At 74.0% G+C, this 17,510-nt stretch carries 17 protein-coding genes and 1 pseudogene; 13 read left to right on the top strand and 5 right to left on the bottom strand.

The genetic code is table 11. The features are described 5' to 3' along the window. The first annotated feature begins 11 nt into the window (after window positions 1–11). Both GA0070608_RS22600 and smpB read left to right on the top strand, forming a co-directional pair. Window positions 12–956, top strand: a complete 945-nt coding sequence (locus GA0070608_RS22600; RefSeq protein WP_091630510.1) for a LysR family transcriptional regulator — start codon at window positions 12–14, stop codon at window positions 954–956. Further along, the gene (gene smpB, locus GA0070608_RS22595) at window positions 953–1,453 is read left to right on the top strand and encodes an SsrA-binding protein SmpB (protein ID WP_091630509.1); all 501 of its coding nucleotides are present in this window, start codon (window positions 953–955) and stop codon (window positions 1,451–1,453) included. The genes GA0070608_RS22600 and smpB overlap by 4 nt, the downstream gene beginning before the upstream one ends. Here smpB and GA0070608_RS22590 read toward each other — a convergent pair. Continuing rightward, the gene (locus GA0070608_RS22590) at window positions 1,436–2,566 is read right to left on the bottom strand and encodes a hypothetical protein (protein ID WP_245715891.1); all 1,131 of its coding nucleotides are present in this window, start codon (window positions 2,564–2,566) and stop codon (window positions 1,436–1,438) included. The two genes, smpB and GA0070608_RS22590, sit on opposite strands and share 18 nt — an antisense overlap. Beyond that, complete coding sequence (locus GA0070608_RS22585) at window positions 2,458–3,585, bottom strand: transporter substrate-binding domain-containing protein (RefSeq protein ID WP_245715890.1); 1,128 nt, start codon at window positions 3,583–3,585, stop codon at window positions 2,458–2,460. Before GA0070608_RS22585 ends, GA0070608_RS22590 begins: the two co-directional genes overlap by 109 nt. 198 nt (window positions 3,586–3,783) lie before the next feature. On the opposite strand from GA0070608_RS22585, the gene GA0070608_RS22580 reads away from it, so the two are divergent. From GA0070608_RS22580 to GA0070608_RS22565, 4 genes are read left to right on the top strand one after another with little or no spacing between them, the layout of a single operon-like run. Then, window positions 3,784–4,209, top strand: coding sequence for a TOBE domain-containing protein (locus GA0070608_RS22580; RefSeq protein WP_091630506.1), 426 nt, complete (start codon window positions 3,784–3,786; stop codon window positions 4,207–4,209). Window positions 4,210–4,253: 44 nt separating this feature from the next. After that, entirely contained in the window at window positions 4,254–5,006 is a 753-nt protein-coding gene (gene modA, locus GA0070608_RS22575; protein WP_091635855.1) for a molybdate ABC transporter substrate-binding protein, read from the top strand. Further along, a complete protein-coding gene (locus GA0070608_RS22570) occupies window positions 5,003–5,818 on the top strand; it encodes an ABC transporter permease (RefSeq protein ID WP_091630505.1) in 816 nt (271 codons plus the stop codon). The genes modA and GA0070608_RS22570 overlap by 4 nt, the downstream gene beginning before the upstream one ends. Next, window positions 5,815–6,879: an ABC transporter ATP-binding protein gene (locus tag GA0070608_RS22565; RefSeq protein ID WP_091630504.1), complete on the top strand. Its 1,065-nt coding sequence runs from the start codon at window positions 5,815–5,817 to the stop codon at window positions 6,877–6,879. The genes GA0070608_RS22570 and GA0070608_RS22565 overlap by 4 nt, the downstream gene beginning before the upstream one ends. Window positions 6,880–7,041: 162 nt before the next feature. Here the strand turns inward: GA0070608_RS22565 and GA0070608_RS22560 are convergent, their stop codons facing one another. Beyond that, window positions 7,042–7,467: a hypothetical protein gene (locus tag GA0070608_RS22560; RefSeq protein WP_091630503.1), complete on the bottom strand. Its 426-nt coding sequence runs from the start codon at window positions 7,465–7,467 to the stop codon at window positions 7,042–7,044. Between the two features lie 51 nt (window positions 7,468–7,518). Between GA0070608_RS22560 and GA0070608_RS34015 the strand changes: the two genes are divergently transcribed. The 3 genes from GA0070608_RS34015 to GA0070608_RS22550 all read left to right on the top strand — a co-directional run bounded on the left by GA0070608_RS34015 (window position 7,519) and on the right by GA0070608_RS22550 (window position 10,237). Beyond that, window positions 7,519–7,650: a hypothetical protein gene (locus tag GA0070608_RS34015; RefSeq protein WP_281186142.1), complete on the top strand. Its 132-nt coding sequence runs from the start codon at window positions 7,519–7,521 to the stop codon at window positions 7,648–7,650. A gap of 178 nt (window positions 7,651–7,828) precedes the next feature. After that, window positions 7,829–9,382, top strand: coding sequence for a chitinase (locus GA0070608_RS22555; RefSeq protein ID WP_091635852.1), 1,554 nt, complete (start codon window positions 7,829–7,831; stop codon window positions 9,380–9,382). Window positions 9,383–9,592: 210 nt separating this feature from the next. Then, on the top strand, window positions 9,593–10,237 hold the full coding sequence (locus GA0070608_RS22550; protein WP_245715888.1) for an ATP-dependent endonuclease: 645 nt from the start codon (window positions 9,593–9,595) through the stop codon (window positions 10,235–10,237). Here the strand turns inward: GA0070608_RS22550 and GA0070608_RS22545 are convergent. Together GA0070608_RS22545 and GA0070608_RS34010 are read right to left on the bottom strand one after the other, a co-directional pair. Beyond that, window positions 10,208–10,783 carry a GNAT family N-acetyltransferase gene (locus GA0070608_RS22545; protein WP_091630502.1) on the bottom strand — a complete coding sequence of 192 codons (576 nt, stop codon included), beginning with the start codon at window positions 10,781–10,783 and terminating at the stop codon, window positions 10,208–10,210. The genes GA0070608_RS22550 and GA0070608_RS22545 overlap by 30 nt on opposite strands. Window positions 10,784–10,866: 83 nt before the next feature. Next, a pseudogene (locus tag GA0070608_RS34010) lies at window positions 10,867–11,206 on the bottom strand (ATP-binding cassette domain-containing protein); the annotation flags it as partial. A gap of 600 nt (window positions 11,207–11,806) precedes the next feature. Between GA0070608_RS34010 and GA0070608_RS22530 the strand changes: the two are divergent. The 4 genes from GA0070608_RS22530 to GA0070608_RS22515 all read left to right on the top strand — a co-directional run bounded on the left by GA0070608_RS22530 (window position 11,807) and on the right by GA0070608_RS22515 (window position 17,470). Beyond that, complete coding sequence (locus GA0070608_RS22530; protein WP_091630500.1) at window positions 11,807–13,669, top strand: DnaJ C-terminal domain-containing protein; 1,863 nt, start codon at window positions 11,807–11,809, stop codon at window positions 13,667–13,669. Window positions 13,670–13,992: 323 nt separating this feature from the next. Then, on the top strand, window positions 13,993–14,517 hold the full coding sequence (locus tag GA0070608_RS22525) for a PadR family transcriptional regulator (RefSeq protein WP_091630499.1): 525 nt from the start codon (window positions 13,993–13,995) through the stop codon (window positions 14,515–14,517). Then, window positions 14,514–15,194, top strand: coding sequence for an ABC transporter ATP-binding protein (locus tag GA0070608_RS22520; protein ID WP_091630498.1), 681 nt, complete (start codon window positions 14,514–14,516; stop codon window positions 15,192–15,194). Before GA0070608_RS22525 ends, GA0070608_RS22520 begins: the two co-directional genes overlap by 4 nt. Beyond that, a complete protein-coding gene (locus GA0070608_RS22515; protein WP_218107563.1) occupies window positions 15,191–17,470 on the top strand; it encodes an FtsX-like permease family protein in 2,280 nt (759 codons plus the stop codon). The genes GA0070608_RS22520 and GA0070608_RS22515 overlap by 4 nt, the downstream gene beginning before the upstream one ends. Window positions 17,471–17,510 lie beyond the last annotated feature (40 nt).

Below are 17,510 nucleotides of genomic sequence, written 5' to 3'. Positions count from 1 at the left end.
ACGCTCCGGGGATGCAGCCGCTCGCCCTCGACGTGTTCCGTACGGTGGCCCGGCACGGCTCGATCACCGCCGCCGCCCGCGAGCTGCGCTACACCCAGTCGGCGGTCTCCCGCCAGATCGCGGCGCTGGAGGCCGACCTGGGCGTGGCCCTCTTCGACCGGCTCCCGCGCGGCGTCGCGCTGACCGAGCCGGGGCGGTGCCTGCTGCCGCACGCCGAGGCGGTGCTGGACCGGTTGACCACCGCCCATCGGGACCTGGACGCGCTGCGTGGGCTCGGCGGCGGCCGGCTTCGGGTGGGGGCGTTCCCGACCGCGATGGCCGCCCTCGTGCCCCGCGCGCTGGCCGCGTTCCGCGCCGCGTACCCCCGGGTGGCCCTTTCGGTGGTGGAGGGCCGCACGCCCGACCTGCTGGAGCGGTTGCTCGCCGGCGACGCCGACGTCGCCGTGGTGAGCGCGCCCGCAGACCGGCCGCTGGACACCGGGCGCTTCGACCTGCGCCACCTGCTCGACGAGCGCCTGCTCGTCGCGGTGGCCCGGGACCACCGGCTGGCCCGGCGCCGCACGGTGCGCCTGGCCGAGTTGGCCGACGACCCGTTCATCGCCGGATCGGCCGGCGGCGAGGACCCGCTGATGCGCGCCACCATGCCGCCCGGCTTCCGGCCCCGCACGGACATCGTCGCCGCCGACTGGACCGGCAAGCTGGGCTGCGTGGCCGCCGGCCTCGGGGTCGCGCTGGTGCCGGCGCTGGCGGTCCGGGCCGCCCCGGCCGACCTGGTGCTGCTGCGCCTACACGCCGACGACGCGCCGGCCCGTCGGGTCTACGCGGCCACCGTCGGCGGTCGGCACCGCCCGCCGGCGGTCGACCGGCTGGTCGCCGGCCTGGCCGAGGAGGCGGCCGGCGCGGCGAGCCCGGCGCGACGGGTGGCCGGCCGGCGCCCGATATCCTCGACCGGGTGAACGCGGCCCGGCAGACCGAGCGCAAGCTGATCGCCTCCAACAAGAAGGCGCGGCACGACTACACGATCCTCAAGACCTACGAGGCGGGCATCGTGCTGGCCGGCACCGAGGTCAAGTCGTTGCGCGAGGGCCGGGCGTCGCTGGTCGACGCGTTCGCCCAGGAACGCGACGGCGAGCTGATGTTGTACGGGCTGCACATCGCCGAGTACGGCTTCGGCAGCTGGACCAACCACGCGCCCCGGCGCACCCGCAAGCTGCTGCTGCGCCGGGTGGAGATCGCCCGGATCCTGGAGCGGACCCGCGAGGGCGGGCTGACCCTGGTGCCGCTGTCGATGTACTTCTCGGGCGGCTGGGCGAAGGTCGAGCTGGCTCTGGCCAAGGGACGGAAGTCGTACGACAAGCGGCAGGCGCTGGCCGAGCGGGACGCCGAGCGGGAGATCGCCCGGGAGTTGGGCCGCCACCTCAAGTCGGGTCGGCCGTCAGCGAGCCGCCGGTGACGGCGGCATGGCCGACACGGCGGGATCCGGTGGGCTCGGGTCGGTGGGCTCGGGGGACGGCAGCCGGCCGAGGCAGCGCGGGTCCGTCCGCCCCACCGGCTGCCGGGGGATCATCCAGTCCAGCGCCGTCTCCTCCACCTGCCAGCCGTAGACGTCCACCCGGCTGACCGGGATCCGCCCCGGGTCGGGGCAGAGGAGTTGCCCGCGTACCCGGTCGTTGGGCAGGAAGCGCACCTCGCCCCGCCCGTCGAGCACGATCGTCATCCGGTCGGTCACGGTGACCGCCTGACCGCGTACCACCTCCCGGACCGGGCCCGCCTCCGGGCCGACCTCGACGGCGACGGCGGGCAGCAGCGGCACCCGCAGGAAGACCACCCCCATCACCAGCGGCACCACCGCGGCCACCACGTAGGAGAGGGTGTGGGTCAGCGCCGGGGCGACCGGGCGCGGCACCGGTCCGGTGAGCACCACTGCCCCCAACGGCGGCACGACCAGCAGCAGTGCCGTGGCCAGCTCACCGCCGCGGATCGCGGCTGGCACGGCGGGCGCCAGCCAGGCGTAGCTCGCAGCCGCCGCCACGACGGGCAGCACCAGCCCGGTGACGAGCAGCCGCCGGGGGCGGTCCGGGTGACGCAGCCGGGTCCGCAGCGCCAGCAGCCAGAGGGCGAGCATCACCAGCAGCGGCAGGAACCGCAGCTGCCAGGTGAGCGTCGCCAGTGCGATCGCCGCAACCAGGACCCAGCCGGGCGTACGCACGGTGCCGTAGGCGAGCAGCGAGCGTTCCGGGTCGAACCGGTCAGGCGCGCTGACCTGGAGCAGCCGGCCGAGGACGGTCAGCACCAGCACGACGAGCGGGAACGCCCACACCAGTGCGATCAGCAGGGCGCTGAGCAGCCCGAGCGGGCTGACGTACTGCACCAGCAGCAGCATCGTCGGCATGTCCTGCCGGCTGAGCTGCCATAGCCGCAGCACCAGCAGCAGCACCGGGAACGTGGGCAGCAGCGTCAGCAGCCACTGCTGCGCCTGTCGCGCCTGCTTCGTGCCCGGACGAGGGTCGGCCCGCCCGACCGCGGTCGACTCGGAGACGGCAGGGCCCATCTCTCCCACGGCCACTGCCGCACCTCCACCGTCTCCTCGGGCTCCGGCTGCCGGCCGACCGCCACCTGCTGCGGGTTGCTGTACTGCTGCTCCGAGGCAAGGTAACGGTCGAATGCCGCCTTCCACCGGTCGCCGTCGGGGCCCTTCGCGGACTGGTAGAGGGAGAGGTTGACCAGGTCTCGCATCGCCGGGTTGGGGCCGGTGTTCACGCCCCACTTCTCCGCCGCCTCCGCGCCGATGTCCCAGTGCCGCAGCTCCTTGCGCCGCAGCAGCTTCGTCGCCGGCGGTAGCTCTCCCGGCGGGCGCGGGCCCACGAAGCCGGCCAGGATCGCCGCGTCGGTGGTGACCGCGTCGACCTCACCGTCGTAGAGCGCCTGGACACACTGGCCGATCCGGTTGCGGCCGATCGGGCTCGCGCCCGCCTCACGCAGGCGCTGTTCCGAGGTGGACGTACCCAGCGTGCAGACCTTCGCCTTGTCGAGGTCGCGCAGGCTGGCGACCTGCCGGGGGTCGGACGCGAGCGTCAGCACCGACTGCTCGGTCTCCAGATAGGGGAAGGAGAAGACCACACCCTGCTCCCGGCGCTGCTCGGTGATGCTGTAGGAGGCGATCACCAGGTCGACCGTGACGAAGCTACCGTTGGCGTCGCGCGCCTGCCGGCGGGCCCGGTCCTCGCTCTCGATCGACAGCAGCGTCACCTCCGGGGCGTCGAAGCCCAGGTCCTGGGCGATCATGTACGCGATGTCGATGTCGAAGCCCTCGAACGCGCCGTTCTCCAGCTTCTGCGCCACGCCCGGCTGGTCGTCCTTCACTCCGATGATCAACCTGTCCCGGTTGGTCAGCCCGGCCCGCTCGCGCAACTCGTCCCAGGTGGGTGGGCCGCTGGCCACGATCACCCGGACCGTGGCCGTCACGACCACCACCAGCAGGAGCAGCAGGGCCGCCAGGCGCAACTGCCGGGATCTCGACGCGCGGGCGGGAGCCGCCGACCCCGACACCGGCGGGTTGCTGCTGGTCTCGTCGTCCTGACCCAACTCGGCCCTCCCGGTCGCAGTCCGCCGTGCGAGCCCTCCATTGTGTCCCATCCCACAACATGGCGACAGCATCCGACCGTCCGGTCGTGTCGGGTGGTGCCCAAGCCCGCGCATACCAGGCTCGACAACTCAGCAGGCGGCATCCGCGAGGGGCACCCGCCCCGGCGCCTCGCATCTGCCGATCGCTAGGGTTGGCCGGTGACGATGTTCCGAATCGGGGAGGCCGCCGAGTTGCTCGGGGTCAGCGCCGACACCGTGCGCCGGTGGGTCGACGCCGGGCGGCTCGCCGCCGGCCGCGACGCGCACGGTCACCGGGTGATCGACGGGGTCGACCTGGCCGCGTTCGCGCGGGGCCAGGCCGCCGACCCGGACGACCGCTCGGACGCCTCGTCGGCCCGCAACCGGCTGCGCGGCATCGTGGTCAACGTCGTCAAGGACACCGTGATGGCGCAGGTCGACATCCAGGCCGGGCCGTTCCGGATCGTCTCGCTGATGAGCCGGGAGGCGGTCGACGAGCTGGATCTGCGCGTCGGTTCGCTGGCTGTCGCGGTGATCAAGTCCACCACGGTGGTGGTGGAACGCGCCTCCCCGTCGGGCGGCCCCCGGGCGAGGCAGGGGTCGTGAGAGCGGGCCGGCTGCGTACGGTGGCCGCCACAGCGGTGGTGGTCATGGTGGTGGTCCTCACGGGCCTGACCGGGTGCGGCGGGGGCTCCGCCGGCAGCAGCGGGTCGGCGGGCCGCTCGGGCGGCGGCACGGTGACCGTGTTCGCCGCGGCCTCGCTGACCGAGTCGTTCACCCGGCTCGGCCGGGACTTCGAGGCGGCCAACCGGGGCACCGCCGTGGTCTTCAACTTCGCCGGCAGCGCGGCGCTGGCCGCCCAGATCAACCAGGGTGCGCCGGCCGACGTGTTCGCCTCGGCGGCGACCCGGAACATGGCCACGGTCACCGGGGCGGGCAACGCCGACGGCGACCCGGTGGTCTTCGTCCGCAACCAGCTCGTCGTCGCCGTACCGAAGGGCAACCCGCGGGGCGTCGCCGGGCTCGCCGACCTGAGCCGGCCGGGGCTGAAGGTCGCGCTCTGCGCCGAGCAGGTGCCCTGCGGCGCGGCTGCGCGGACGGCGCTCGACGCCGCCTCGGTCGCCCTCACCCCGGTCACCCTGGAGCAGGACGTCCGGGGCGCGCTGGCCAAGGTGCGGCTCGGCGAGGTCGACGCTGCCCTCGTCTACCGCACGGACGCGCTGGCCGCCACGGCCGACGTGACGGCCGTCGAGTTCCCCGAGTCCGTCCGCGCCGTCAACGACTACCCGATCGTCGTGCTGCGGGACGCGCCTCACCCCGACGGCGCGCAGGCCTTCGTCGCGTACGTCCGCTCGGAGCGGGGGCGGGCGGTGCTCACCGAGGCCGGATTCCAGGCCCCGTGACGCGTACCCACGTCCGGCGGGCCCGACGGCGGGGCCCCGGGGTGCCCGTCGCGCTACTGGTGCCGGCCCTGCTGGGCCTGGTCTTCCTCGTGCTGCCGCTGATCGGGCTGCTGGCCCGTACGCCGTGGGCCGACCTGCCGCAGCGACTCACCGCGCCGGGCGTGCTCACCGCGCTGCGGCTGTCCCTGCTGACCGCCACCCTGGCCACACTGCTCTGTCTGCTGCTCGGGGTGCCGCTGGCCTGGCTGCTGGCCCGCGTCGAGTTCCCCGGCCGGCGCCTGGTACGCGCCCTCGTCACCGTGCCGCTGGTGCTGCCGCCGGTGGTCGGCGGGGTGGCGCTGCTGCTGGTCTTCGGCCGGCAGGGCCTGCTCGGCGGCTGGCTCGACGCGACCTTCGGGATCACCCTGCCGTTCACCACCGCCGGCGTGGTGCTCGCGGAGGCGTTCGTGGCGATGCCGTTCCTCGTGATCGCCGTGGAGGGGGCGCTGCGCGGCGCCGACGGCCGGTACGAGGAGGCGGCGGCGACCCTCGGCGCCGGCCGGTGGACGACGTTCACCCACGTCACCCTGCCCCTGGTGGCCCCCGGTCTGGCGGCCGGCGCGGTGTTGTGCTGGGCGCGGGCGCTCGGCGAGTTCGGCGCCACCATCACCTTCGCCGGCAACTATCCGGGACGGACGCAGACCATGCCGCTGGCGGTCTACCTGGCGCTGGAGACGGACGTGCAGGCCGCCGTGGTGCTCAGCCTCGTCCTGCTCACCGTGTCGGTGGCCATCCTCGCCGGGCTGCGCGACCGCTGGATCACCAGCCCGTGAGCGCGCCCCTGCTCGACGCGCACCTGGTGGTGGACCGGGACGGGTTCCGCCTCGACGTGCCGCTGCGGGTCGCCGCCGGCGAGGTGGTCGCGCTGCTCGGCCCCAACGGGGCGGGCAAGACGACGGCGCTGCGCGCGCTCGCCGGCCTGCTCCCGCTGACCGACGGGCACCTCACCCTCGACGGCGTCGACCTGGACCGGCCGCCGCGACGCGCCTGGACACCGACCGAGCGCCGGCCGATCGGCGTGGTCTTCCAGGACTACCTGCTCTTCCCGCACCTGAGCGCGTTGGAGAACGTGGCGTTCGGGCCCCGGCGGCACGGCGCCGACCGGCGTACCGCTCGGCGGATCGCCCACGGCTGGCTGGACCGGGTCGGTCTGACCGAGCACGTCGACCGCCGGCCCCGGCAGCTCTCCGGCGGGCAGGCGCAGCGGGTCGCGCTGGCCCGCGCGCTCGCCGTCGAGCCGGCACTGCTGCTGCTGGACGAGCCGCTCGCCGCGCTCGACGCGCGCACCCGGCTGGACACCAGGGCGGAGCTGCACCGGCACCTCGCCGCACACCCGGGGGCCACCCTGCTGGTCACCCACGATCCGCTCGACGCGCTGGTGCTGGCCGACCGGCTCGTGGTCGTCGAGGAGGGTCGGGTGGTGCAGGAGGGGGACGCCGCGACCGTCACGGCGCGGCCACGCACCGACTACGTGGCACGGCTCGTCGGGCTGAACCTGCACCGGGGCCACGCCGACGGGCACCGGGTGCGGGTCGCCGACGGGCTGAGCCTCACCGTCGCCGACCGGCTCGACGGGGAGGTATTCGTCGCCTTCCGGCCGTCGGCGGTAGCGCTGCACCCGTCCCGACCGGAGGGCAGCCCGCGCAACACCTGGGCGGCGACGGTGGCCGACGTGCAGCGGCACGGCGACAACCTGCGGGTGCGGCTCGACGGGCCGATCTCGCTCTCTGCGGACGTCACGCCGGCCGCCGCCGCCCAGCTGGGGCTGGCTCCCGGCCAGCCGGTATGGGCCGCGGTCAAGGCGGCAGAGACCCACGCCTACCCCGCCGGCTGACGCCTCCCGGCCGCTGGACCGACCGCGCCGGTTCGCCTCGACGGCCGGCGAGCCGGCGCGGTCGGCGGCGGCGAGCCGGTGGCGGGACACGGGGGTGGCGCCGCTGCGGGCGGTGCTGGAGGCGCACGGCCCGGAGCCGCGCGACGCCTATCCCGGGCCAGGTCAGGCAGCGGGGTCAGCGGCGAGCAGGTCGGTGTGGGCGGCGCGGAGCCGGGCGAGACCGGGATCGCTGCCCGGGGTGACCCGGCGGTCGAGCTCGGCCCAGACCTCGGCGAGGGCGGCGGTGACCGCGCGCAGCTCGGCGGCGTGCCGGCGGCTGCTGAGCCGGTGTGCCTCGTCGAGGCGCCGGGCCCATCCGGCGGTGACGGCGGCCAGGCGATCGGCGTCGGCGCGGGCCTGGGCGGCGCTGCGGGCGGCGGCCGCCGGGACGATCGCGGCCACCGGGCGGGGATCGCCGTCGCGGGTGACGACGGTGACGGTGTCGGTCAACTCGGCCAGCGCGACGAGCTGGGTGAGCCGGGTGCGCGCCTCGCGCAGCGGCACCGAACGCGGCTGGTCGGTGTGCGGGGTGAGAGCGGGGACAGCCATGGATGGATGGTCGCCGCCGGGTACGACATTTCCGCACGCCGACGGTCCAGGGTGGACGGGTGGACCGAAAAATGGCGCGGGCCGAAGGGCTGGGTGCTCCGCGCGGCGGACCGCTCGGTCATCGCCAAGGCGCGGTTCCAGGACTACGAGCGCACCCTGAAGCGCCGCGAGGGCCGGCGCTGACCCGGCTTGGCGGGCGTGCCCCTGGTGCGCCCGCCGACCGGGCCGGGAAACGCAGGACGGGACAACGCACCGGCCGGTGCATCTGGACAACTACAGTTAACAATCCTAATAATTGTGCATCCGTCGATCCGACGGCCCTCGTACCCGGGAGGTCCGGATGCGTCGCCCTGCCCGAAACCTGCTGTTGGCCGCCGTAGCGGCCCTGGCCACCGTCACCGCCACCACGCTGACCCTCGCCGCGCCGGCCCGCGCCGCCGGCCCGACCGCCACGTTCGTCAAGGCCGCCGACTGGGGCACCGGATGGGAGGGCCGCTACACCGTCACCAACAGTGGCCCGGGCGCCATCACCGGCTGGCAGGTCGCCTTCACCCTGCCCGCGGGCACCACCCTCGGCTCCTACTGGGACGCCACGGTGAGCAGCGTCGGCCAGCGGCACACCTTCACCAACCGCTCATGGAACGGCACCGTGGCCCCCGGCGCCTCGGTGTCGTTCGGCTTCCTGGCCACCGGCTCCGGCTCCCCCACCGACTGCACGCTAAACGGCGCGCCGTGCTCCGGCAGCCTGCCCACCACCCCGCCGAGCACCGCGCCACCAACCAGCGCCCCACCGACCACTCCGCCGCCCACCACTCCCCCGCCCACCACTCCCCCGCCCACCACTCCGCCGCCGACCACCCCGCCGCCCACCACTCCGCCGCCGGGCGGGCTGCCCCGGCACGCGTTGATCGGCTACCTGCACGCCAGCTTCGCCAACGGCTCGGGCTACCTGCGGATGGCCGACGTGCCCGCCGACTGGGACATCGTCAACCTCGCCTTCGGCGAGCCCACCACGGTCACCTCGGGCGACATCCGGTTCCAGCTCTGCCCGGCGGCCGAGTGCCCGGGCGTCGAGACCGAGGCCGAGTTCAGCGCGGCGATCCGCGCCAAGCAGGCACAGGGCAAGAAGGTGCTGCTCTCCATCGGCGGGCAGAACGGCCAGGTCCAGCTCACCACGACCGCCGCCCGGGACACCTTCGTCCGGTCCGTGTCGGCCATCATCGACCGGTACGGCCTGAACGGGCTCGACATCGACTTCGAGGGGCACTCGCTCTACCTGAACACCGGCGACACCGACTTCCGCAACCCGACCACGCCGGTGATCGTCAACCTGATCTCCGCGATCCGCACCCTCAAGCAGCGGTACGGGGCGGGCTTCGTGCTCACCATGGCGCCGGAGACGTTCTTCGTCCAACTCGGCTACCAGTTCTACGGGTCGGGCCCGTGGGGCGGGCAGGACCCGCGCGCCGGGTCGTACCTGCCGGTGATCCACGCGCTGCGCGACGACATCACCGTGCTGCACGTGCAGGACTACAACTCCGGGCCGATCATGGGGCTCGACAACCAGTACCACACGATGGGCAGCGCCGACTTCCACATCGCGATGACCGACATGGTGCTCGCCGGCTTCCCCGTCGCCGGCAACCCCGACCGGGTCTTCCCGCCGCTACGCGAGGACCAGGTGGCCTTCGGCGCACCCTCCTCCACCAGCGCCGGCAACGGCTACCTCGCCCCGGCGGGGGTGCAGGCCGCGGTGACCTGCCTGGTGAAGGGGCAGGGCTGCGGCTCGTACACCCCGCGCAGCGGCACCAACCCGGCCTTCCGAGGGCTGATGACCTGGTCGATCAACTGGGACCGGTTCTACGCCTGGGAGTTCCGCCTGAGCCACGGCCCGTTCCTGCGGGCGCTGCCCTGACCCCTGTGTCGCCGTCCGGGCCACCCCGGCCCGGACGGCGACGCCAGCACCCGACCCGGACGGCCGGTCCTGGGCCGGTCGCCGCCGGCACGCGTCCCGGCACCGCGACGCCAGCACCCGGCCCGGACGGCGGCGCGGCTGGAACCCGGTTGCGTCGCCCGGGCCCGTCCGACCACGATCCCCTGACGGACACGGGACCGGACCGCCCGAATGAATGCCCGACGGCGCGACCGGGCGGAGCTGCGGCGGCGGGGGCGGGAGGCGATCGTGGGAAGCATCCGGGAGTTGGCGGCCGGGATCGACGCGCGGGCGGTGGTGCTCGTCGAGGGGGCGAGCGACCGGGTCGCCCTGGAGACCCTCGCCGCGCGGCGTGGCCGGGACCTCGACGCCGACGGCGTACGGGTGGTGGCGATGGGCGGCGCGACGAACATCGGCCACTTCCTCGACCGGCTCGGCCCGGCGGGACGCGGGCTGCCGCTGGCGGGCCTCTACGACGAGGCCGAGGAGGGCTTCTTCCGGCGCGGACTGGAACGCTGCGGCCTCGGTGCCGGCCTGTCCCGGGCCGACATGGCGGCCCTCGGGTTCCACGTCTGCGTGGCCGACCTGGAGGACGAACTGATCCGCGCGGTCGGCGTGGACGGGGTGCGCGACGTGCTCGCCGCCGAGGGCGAGCTGCGCTCGTTCGACCTCTTCCAACGGCAGCCGGCCCAGCGGGGACGCGCCGTCGAGGCGCAGTTACGCCGCTTCCTCGGCACCCGGTCCGGCCGCAAGAGCGCGTACGCGCGGCTGCTCGTGGCGGCGTTGGAGCCGGACCGGGTGCCCCGCTCACTCGACGCGGCGCTCGCCTGCGTCTGACCGTGCTCCGAGCCACTCGGGCGCCAGCACCGACCACACCTCCATGTCGATCCGCCCGGCCGGCCCGGGGTACACCTCGCGCATGGTCCCGTCGAGACGCATGCCCAGCCGCCTGGCGGTGGCGATGCTGCGGGCGTTGCGCGCGTTGGTGCGCCACTCGACCCGGTGGATGCCACGCTCCCGCACCGCCCAGTCGACGATCCGCCCGACCGCCCGGCTGACCAGCCCGTGGCCCTCCCCGGCGGGCTCCAACCAGCAGCCGGCCTCGCAGACGCCCCTGGCGGCGTCGAACGAGACGAACATGACCCCGCCGACCAGGGTGTCCCGCCGCCAGATGCCCCAGATTCCGCCGGCGTCGCGCGCCCACCGGTCCGCGTAGCTCTGGAGCACGGCCCGGGCGGAGTCGAGGTCACCGACCACGAACGACGGTGACACCCAGGGCTCGATGTGCGCGCGGGCCCGATCGAGGTGGGTGAGGAACTCCTCGGCCCGCCAGGGCTCCAGGGGACGCAGCTCGACGTCCTCGGTCAGGGACAGGGTGAACACGTGGACCTCCCGATGCGAACGGCTGCGCGGGCAATCTACCGGCGTACCCCGCGCGGATAGGCGATGTGTACGGACCGAGGCGTGTCGTGGGTGGCGATGACCATCGTCGTGGACCTTTCCGCGACGACCCGCAGCAGCAGGTCCATGCTCTCGGCCCCGGTGGCGGAATCCAGGCTGCCCGTCGGCTCGTCGGCGAGGATCAGCGCGGGAGAGCCGCTCAACGCCCGGGCCACCCGCCACCCGTTGTTGTTGGCCGTCGGAGAGCTGGGTGGGTACAGCGGATTCGCGTCCCGCCAGCTCGACTGCGGCCAGTAGCTCCCGTGCCCGTACGACCTTGTCGAACGACACCCGAGCCGGGATGACGGGCGCGAGGACGTTGTCCAGGACGGACATCGCCGGCAGTAGATGGAAGCGCTGGAACACCGATGATCCGTGCGTCACCGGTGCCGAAGGACTTGTTCACGTGGCTCGCCCGGATCGGCGCCCCGGCCTTCCTGACCCCTGCAGGCCACTCGTGCCGAGTAGCGGGCGAACCGTAGAGTGGCCCCATGGTTACCATCGGCTACGCCCGCGTCGTCCGCATCCCTGGAGTCAGCTGCGGCACCGTCCACCAGCACCTCACCTCCGTAGCCTGACCGCGACCCCGTTCAGCCACCAATCTGATGGAGGTGTCCCCGCCAGTGGACGAGATCAACGTGATCGTGGGGGCGCTCGCGGCCGGCGCGAGCGCCGGGGTGTCCGGCACCGCCACCGAAGCTGTCAAGGACAGCTACCAGTTGTTGAAGACGTCACTGCAGCGCCGGTTCACTGGACGGGCCGCTGCCCTGGAGCAACTGGCGGCCGACGAGACCGAGCCTGGGGTGTGGCAGGCCCGCATCGGCCAGGACCTACACGACAGCGGCGCGGTCGCCGACCAGCAGATCCTGACGGCCGCTCGGGAACTACTCGCCTTGGCCGACCCCGCCCGCGCCGCACAGTTGAACATCACCGTGGACACGGTCAACGGTGCGGTCGGCTCTTTCCATGCACCGGTCAGTTTCGACCAAAGGACACAGCTCCCCCAGCACCGCCGGCAGCCGGGTAGAGGCGACGGCTGCCGGCACCACCGATCCGCCTGGCCTACGTCTACGCGACGTGTACGGTGCGGTCGGAACCTTCTACGGTCCGGTCACGGTCGGCGGCCGCAACCAGGTCGACTGGCCATACCAGTCAGGGTCGATTCCGCCGGTCTCCGACCACTTCCAGCCGCGGGACGCGGCGGCCGCACTGGACGCGGCGACCGCACCGGGCAGCACCGCTGTCGTGTGCCAGGTGCTGTCGGGCCTCGGTGGCGTCGGCAAGACTCAACTCGCCGCCCACTTCGCCCGGCGGGAGCTGGCCGACGGTGCGGTGGACCTGCTCGTCTGGACGACCGCCACGTCTCGGGCGGGCATCCTGTCGTCCTACGCCCTTGTGGGCAACCACCTCGGCGGGACCGACCATCAGGACCCGCAACGGGCCGCCGAGGAGTTTCTGGCCTGGCTCGCCAACACCGGGCGACGCTGGCTGGTGGTCCTGGACGACCTCACCGAACCGGGCGACCTCACCGGGCTATGGCCGCCGTCGACGCCGAACGGCCGGACCGTCGTCACCACCCGCCGTCGGGACGCAGCGCTGCTGGGCTCCGGCCGCATCCCGGTCGAGGTGGGCATCTTCACGCCGGCCGAGGCCGAGAAATACCTGCGTGGCAAGCTGGCCGGCCGGGCTGACCTCGCCGAAGACGTGAGCGGGCTCGCCGCCGACCTGGGCTACCTGCCGCTGGCCCTCGCCCAGGCCTCCGCATATCTCATGGACCGGGGACTGACCTGCGGCGAGTACCGCGAGCGGTTCGCCGACCGGCGACGGCGGCTGGCCGAACTCATGCCGGAGCCGCAAGCGCTGCCCGACGGGCACCGCGCGACGGTCGCCGCGGCCTGGTCGCTGTCGATCGAACTGGCCAACGCAATGACCCCGGCCGGACTGGCCCGGCCGCTGCTGGAGCTGGCCAGCCACCTGGACCCCAACGGTGTGCCGACCAACATCTTCATCACCCCGGCGGCGCTGCGGTACCTGGACGAAGGCCGGGGATCGCCCTCGCGCCCCACCGGGTTCCTGGCATCGTTGCGGCGGTCCCGGCACGTGCGACCGCAGGTCGGCGCAGCCGACGCCCGCGACGCGCTGCACTGCCTGCAACGACTTAGCCTGGTGTCGCTCACGGACAACGCCAGCGAGGTCCGCGTGCATGCGCTGGTACAACGCGCCACGCGTGAGCAGATTCCGCCGGACCGGCGGACTGCCGCGGAGCAGAGCGCCACCACCGCGCTGCAGCAGAGCCGCGGGGCGGACGCGATCCTCCGGTTCGACCTCAGCCTTGAGGAAATCGTGTTCGGCGTCGAAGCGCCGATCACAATGGACACCACTGTCACGTGCAGCACCTGCGAGGGAGAGCTCCCGGCGCTGCTCGACTGCCGCGGCTGCGGCGGCAGCGGGCTACTGAGGACCCTCCGGAAGCTGACCGTCAAGATCCCGCCTGGCGTCGCGGACGGGATGCGGATCCGGCTGGCACAACAGGCCGAGGTGGGACGATACGGGGGAACCCGCGGCGACCTGTACATCGAAATCCACGAACTGCCACACGAACGGTTCACTCGTATCGGCGACGACCTGCACTGCACCCTAGACGGCTCGTCCGTCGACCTCGCAACGGGCGGTATCCTGCCGATCGTCGGGCTGAACGACGTGACGTTCCGGGTTCTGGTGCCTCCCCGCGCGCACCCCGGCACCAGGATCCGGGTACCGGGCCAGGGCGTGCCGCACATCAGGCCGACCGACCCCGGGCGCGGCGACCTCTACATCACGCTGCGCTAGCCGCGCGGCGCGTAACCGGACGGGTCGTCTCGTCGAGTGAGGGCAGCGGCACTCAGACGGCAGCGACGCAGTACGCAGACGGGGCCTACCTCGACGGCACGTTGAAGTCGGCCAACGGCAATCCGGTCTACTACTCGGGCCTGGTGGTCCTCAACAACTGCTGAAGTGACCCCTATCGGCCGGACACCTCGATGTCTGTGTCGGGGACTCTCGGTGGACTTCTCGTAGGTCCGCGACCGCTACGGCCACTGGTCCGCAGCCGGGACGCCCGCCATCTACATGGGTATACACATCGCGTATACGCGATGTGTATAGTCCCAGGCATGTCGATCGGACAGACCTTCCTCGGCCTCCTGGAGGCCACCCCCCGCCACGGTTACGACATCAAACGCCTCTACGACGAGCGCTTCGGGCACGCCCGCCCGGTCGCGTACGGGCAGGTCTACGCCACCCTCTCCCGGCTGCTGCGCGGCGGCCTGGTCGAGGTGGAGTCGGTGGAGCCGGGCGAGGGCCCGGAGCGCAAGCGGTACGCGATCACCGAGGCCGGCGTCACCGACGTGGCGCAGTGGCTGGCCCGGGCCGAGAAACCCGAGCCCTACCTGCAGAGCACCCTCTACACCAAGGTGGTGCTGGCCCTGCTGACCGGCCGGCCCGCCGCAGACGTGCTCGACGTGCAGCGCGCCGAGCACCTGCGGATGATGCGCGAGCTGACCCGGCGCAAGCGCGACGGTGACCTCGCCGAACAGCTCATCTGCGACCACGCCCTGTTCCATCTGGAGGCCGACCTGCGCTGGCTGGAGCTGACCGCCGCCCGCCTCGACGAGCTCGCCGCGGCGGTCCGGTCGTGACCGCCCCGCTGCTGGTCGCCGAGGACCTGCACCGCTCGTTCGGCCCCACCCGGGCGCTCGACGGTGCGAGCCTGCGCGTGCACCCGGGCGAGGTGCTGGCCGTGATGGGCTCGTCGGGCTCCGGCAAGTCCACCCTGCTGCACTGCCTCGCCGGCATCGTCCGGCCCGACTCCGGCCGGGTGCGCTACGCCGGCCGGGACCTGGCCGCTCTCACCGACGTCGAGCGCAGCGCGCTGCGCCGGGAGGAGTTCGGCTTCGTCTTCCAGTTCGGCCAGCTCGTACCGGAGCTGACCTGCCTGGAGAACGTGGCGCTGCCGTTGCGGCTGGCCCGGGTCGGCCGCCGCGAGGCGGAGCGGCGGGCCGCCGAGTGGCTGAACCGACTGGAGGTCACCGAGGTGGCCGGCAAGCGGCCCGGGGAGGTCTCCGGCGGGCAGGGGCAGCGGGTGGCGGTCGCGCGGGCGCTTGTCACCGGGCCACGGGTGGTCTTCGCCGACGAGCCGACCGGCGCGCTGGACTCGCTCAACGGCGAGCGGGTGATGCGGCTGCTCACCGCCGCCGCCCGGGACAGCGGGGCGGCTGTGGTGCTGGTGACCCACGAGGCGCGGGTCGCCGCGTACTCCGATCGGGAGGTCGTGGTGCGCGACGGCCGCACCCGGGATCTGGAGGTCGCGGCGTGACGTGGCTGCGTGACCGCGCGGCCGACCTGGCGATGGGCGCCCGGATGGCGTTCACCGGCGGCCGGGACGGCTGGCTGCGGGCGGTGCTCACCGCGGTCGGTGTGGGGGTCGGTGTGGCGATGCTGCTGCTCGGCGCCGCGGTGCCCGGCGCGCTGGACGCCCGCGAGGCGCGCGGCGACGCCCGCGACGACCTGCGGATGGGCGAGAAGGTCCCGGCCGCCGCGAACACGCTGCTGATCCGGCAGGCCGACACCGAGTTCCGGGGGCAGCCGGTACGCGGCCGGGTGCTGCGCCCCGAGGGCCCGGCCGCGCCGGTACCGCCGGGGTTGGCGACGCTGCCCCGCGCCGGCGAGGTGGTGGTCTCCCCCGCGCTGCGCGACCTGCTCGACTCCGCCGACGGTGCGCTGTTCGCGCCCCGGCTGGATGGGGCCACGGTCACCGGCACGATCGGCGACGAAGGGCTGGCCGGCCCGCGCGAGCTGGCCTTCTACCTGGGCAACGACACCCTTGACGCGGACCGCGCGACCCGGCTCGACGCGTTCGGCGGCGGGCTGCCCGGCGAGGCCTTCGGCCCGGTGTTGATGCTGCTGGTGGTCGTCATCTTCGTCGTCCTGCTGCTGCCCATCGCGGTCTTCCTCGGCGCGGCGGTGCGCTTCGGCGGGGAACGGCGCGACCGGCGGCTGGCCGCGCTGCGGCTGGTCGGCGCGGACGCCGCGATGGTCCGTCGCATCGCCGCCGGGGAGGCCACCGCCGGCGCGCTGCTCGGCGTCGCGGTCGGCGGCGTGTTCTTCGCGCTCGGCCGGCAGGTGGTGCCGCTGGTCACGCTGATGGACCTGAGCGTGTACGCCGCCGACGTGCGCCCGCCGCTGCCGCTGGCCGTCGCCGTCGCGCTGGCGGTGCCGGCGCTCGCCGTGGTGGTGACCCTGGTGTCGATGCGCGCCGTGCTGGTCGAGCCGCTCGGGGTGACCCGGCGCGCGACACCGGTGCGCCGCCGGCTGGTGTGGCGGCTGCTGCTGCCCGCCGCCGGGGTCGGGCTGCTGCTGGCCGGCGCGGCCGGCGTCGCCCCGCTGGGCGTCGAGCGGCAGACCGCGGCCGGCGCCGTGCTGCTGCTGGTCGGGGTGGTCACCCTGCTGCCCTGGCTGACCGACCTGCTGGTACGCCGGCTGCGCGGTGGCCCGGTCGCGTGGCAGCTCGCGGTGCGCCGACTCCAACTCGACAGCGCCGCCTCGGCGCGGCTGGTCAACGGCATCGCGGTCGCCGTGGCGGGCACCATCGGGTTGCAGATGCTCTTCGCCGGCGTCGCCAACCAGTTCACCTCCGACACCGGGCAGGACACCTCCCGCGCCCAGGTGCAGGTGCGGTTCGCCGCCCACCCGGACGCCGCCATCGCGCTGGACCGGCTGGCCGCCGCACCCGGCGTGACCGACAGCAACACCACCCTGCTGACCGTGGCTGGGGCCGCCGGCAGCGACGACGTCGTCGACCTGCGGATCGGCGACTGCACCGAGCTGGCCGAGTTCGCCCGACTCGACCGGTGCACCGACGGCGACGTCTTCCTGGTCCGGGACCCCGAGGCCCCGCAGACGGGCATCCAGCCGGGCGCGACCGTCACCGTCCGGGACACCATCGGATCGGCCTGGCGGATCCCCCTGAACGCCCGGGCGGCGCCGATGCGCGCCGACCCCGCCGGCGACCGGCAGTCCAGCGTGCTGGCCACCCCCGGCGCGGTCGACGCCGCCCGACTGGGCCCGCTGGGCGGCCTCGCCTACCTGCGGCTCGCGCCCGACCAGCCGGACGCGGTGGAGCACGTTCGCAACGCCGCCGCCGGCATCGACCCGTCCGCCTCGGTGCTCACCCTCAGCGAGACCCGACAGTCCACCCGGTTCGTCAACGTCCAGCGCGGCCTCTACATCGGTGCCGTGGTCACCCTGCTGCTGATCGGGGCCAGCATGCTCGTCGGCGTGCTGGAGCAGCTCCGGGAACGCCGCCGACTGTTGGCGATGCTGGTCGCGGTCGGCACCCGCCGTTCCACGCTGAGCTGGTCGGTGCTGTGGCAGAGCGCCGTGCCGGTGGTGATCGGGCTCGCCCTGGCGGTCATGTTCGGGCTGGGCCTCGGCGCGGTGCTGCTGCGCATGGTGCGGACGCCGGTCGCGGTCGCCTGGCCGGCGTTGGGCATCTCGACCGGCCTCGGTGCGGCGGTGGTGCTGCTGGTCACCGGGCTCAGCCTGCCGGTGCTGTGGCGGCTGACCAGGCCGGACGGCATGCGTACCGAGTGAAGGCAGGTCCACGTACGGTGGATCGCCGACCGGCTGAAGC

The organism is Micromonospora peucetia (assembly GCF_900091625.1).
GTDB lineage: Bacteria > Actinomycetota > Actinomycetes > Mycobacteriales > Micromonosporaceae > Micromonospora > Micromonospora peucetia.
The sequence above is the reverse complement of the archived record's forward strand: the minus strand, read 5'-3'. Positions and strand labels throughout refer to the sequence as shown.

Bases quoted from the DNA above. Each gene is read 5' to 3' on its own strand.
- GA0070608_RS22600 (WP_091630510.1), top strand. From the start codon at position 12: ATGCAGCCGCTCGCCCTCGACGTGTTCCGTACGGTGGCCCGGCACGGC.
- modA (WP_091635855.1), top strand. From the start codon at position 4,254: ATGGTGGTGGTCCTCACGGGCCTGACCGGGTGCGGCGGGGGCTCCGCC.
- GA0070608_RS22560 (WP_091630503.1), bottom strand. From the start codon at position 7,467: ATGGCTGTCCCCGCTCTCACCCCGCACACCGACCAGCCGCGTTCGGTG.
- GA0070608_RS22550 (WP_245715888.1), top strand. From the start codon at position 9,593: ATGAATGCCCGACGGCGCGACCGGGCGGAGCTGCGGCGGCGGGGGCGG.
- GA0070608_RS22530 (WP_091630500.1), top strand. From the start codon at position 11,807: ATGCACCGGTCAGTTTCGACCAAAGGACACAGCTCCCCCAGCACCGCC.
- GA0070608_RS22525 (WP_091630499.1), top strand. From the start codon at position 13,993: ATGTCGATCGGACAGACCTTCCTCGGCCTCCTGGAGGCCACCCCCCGC.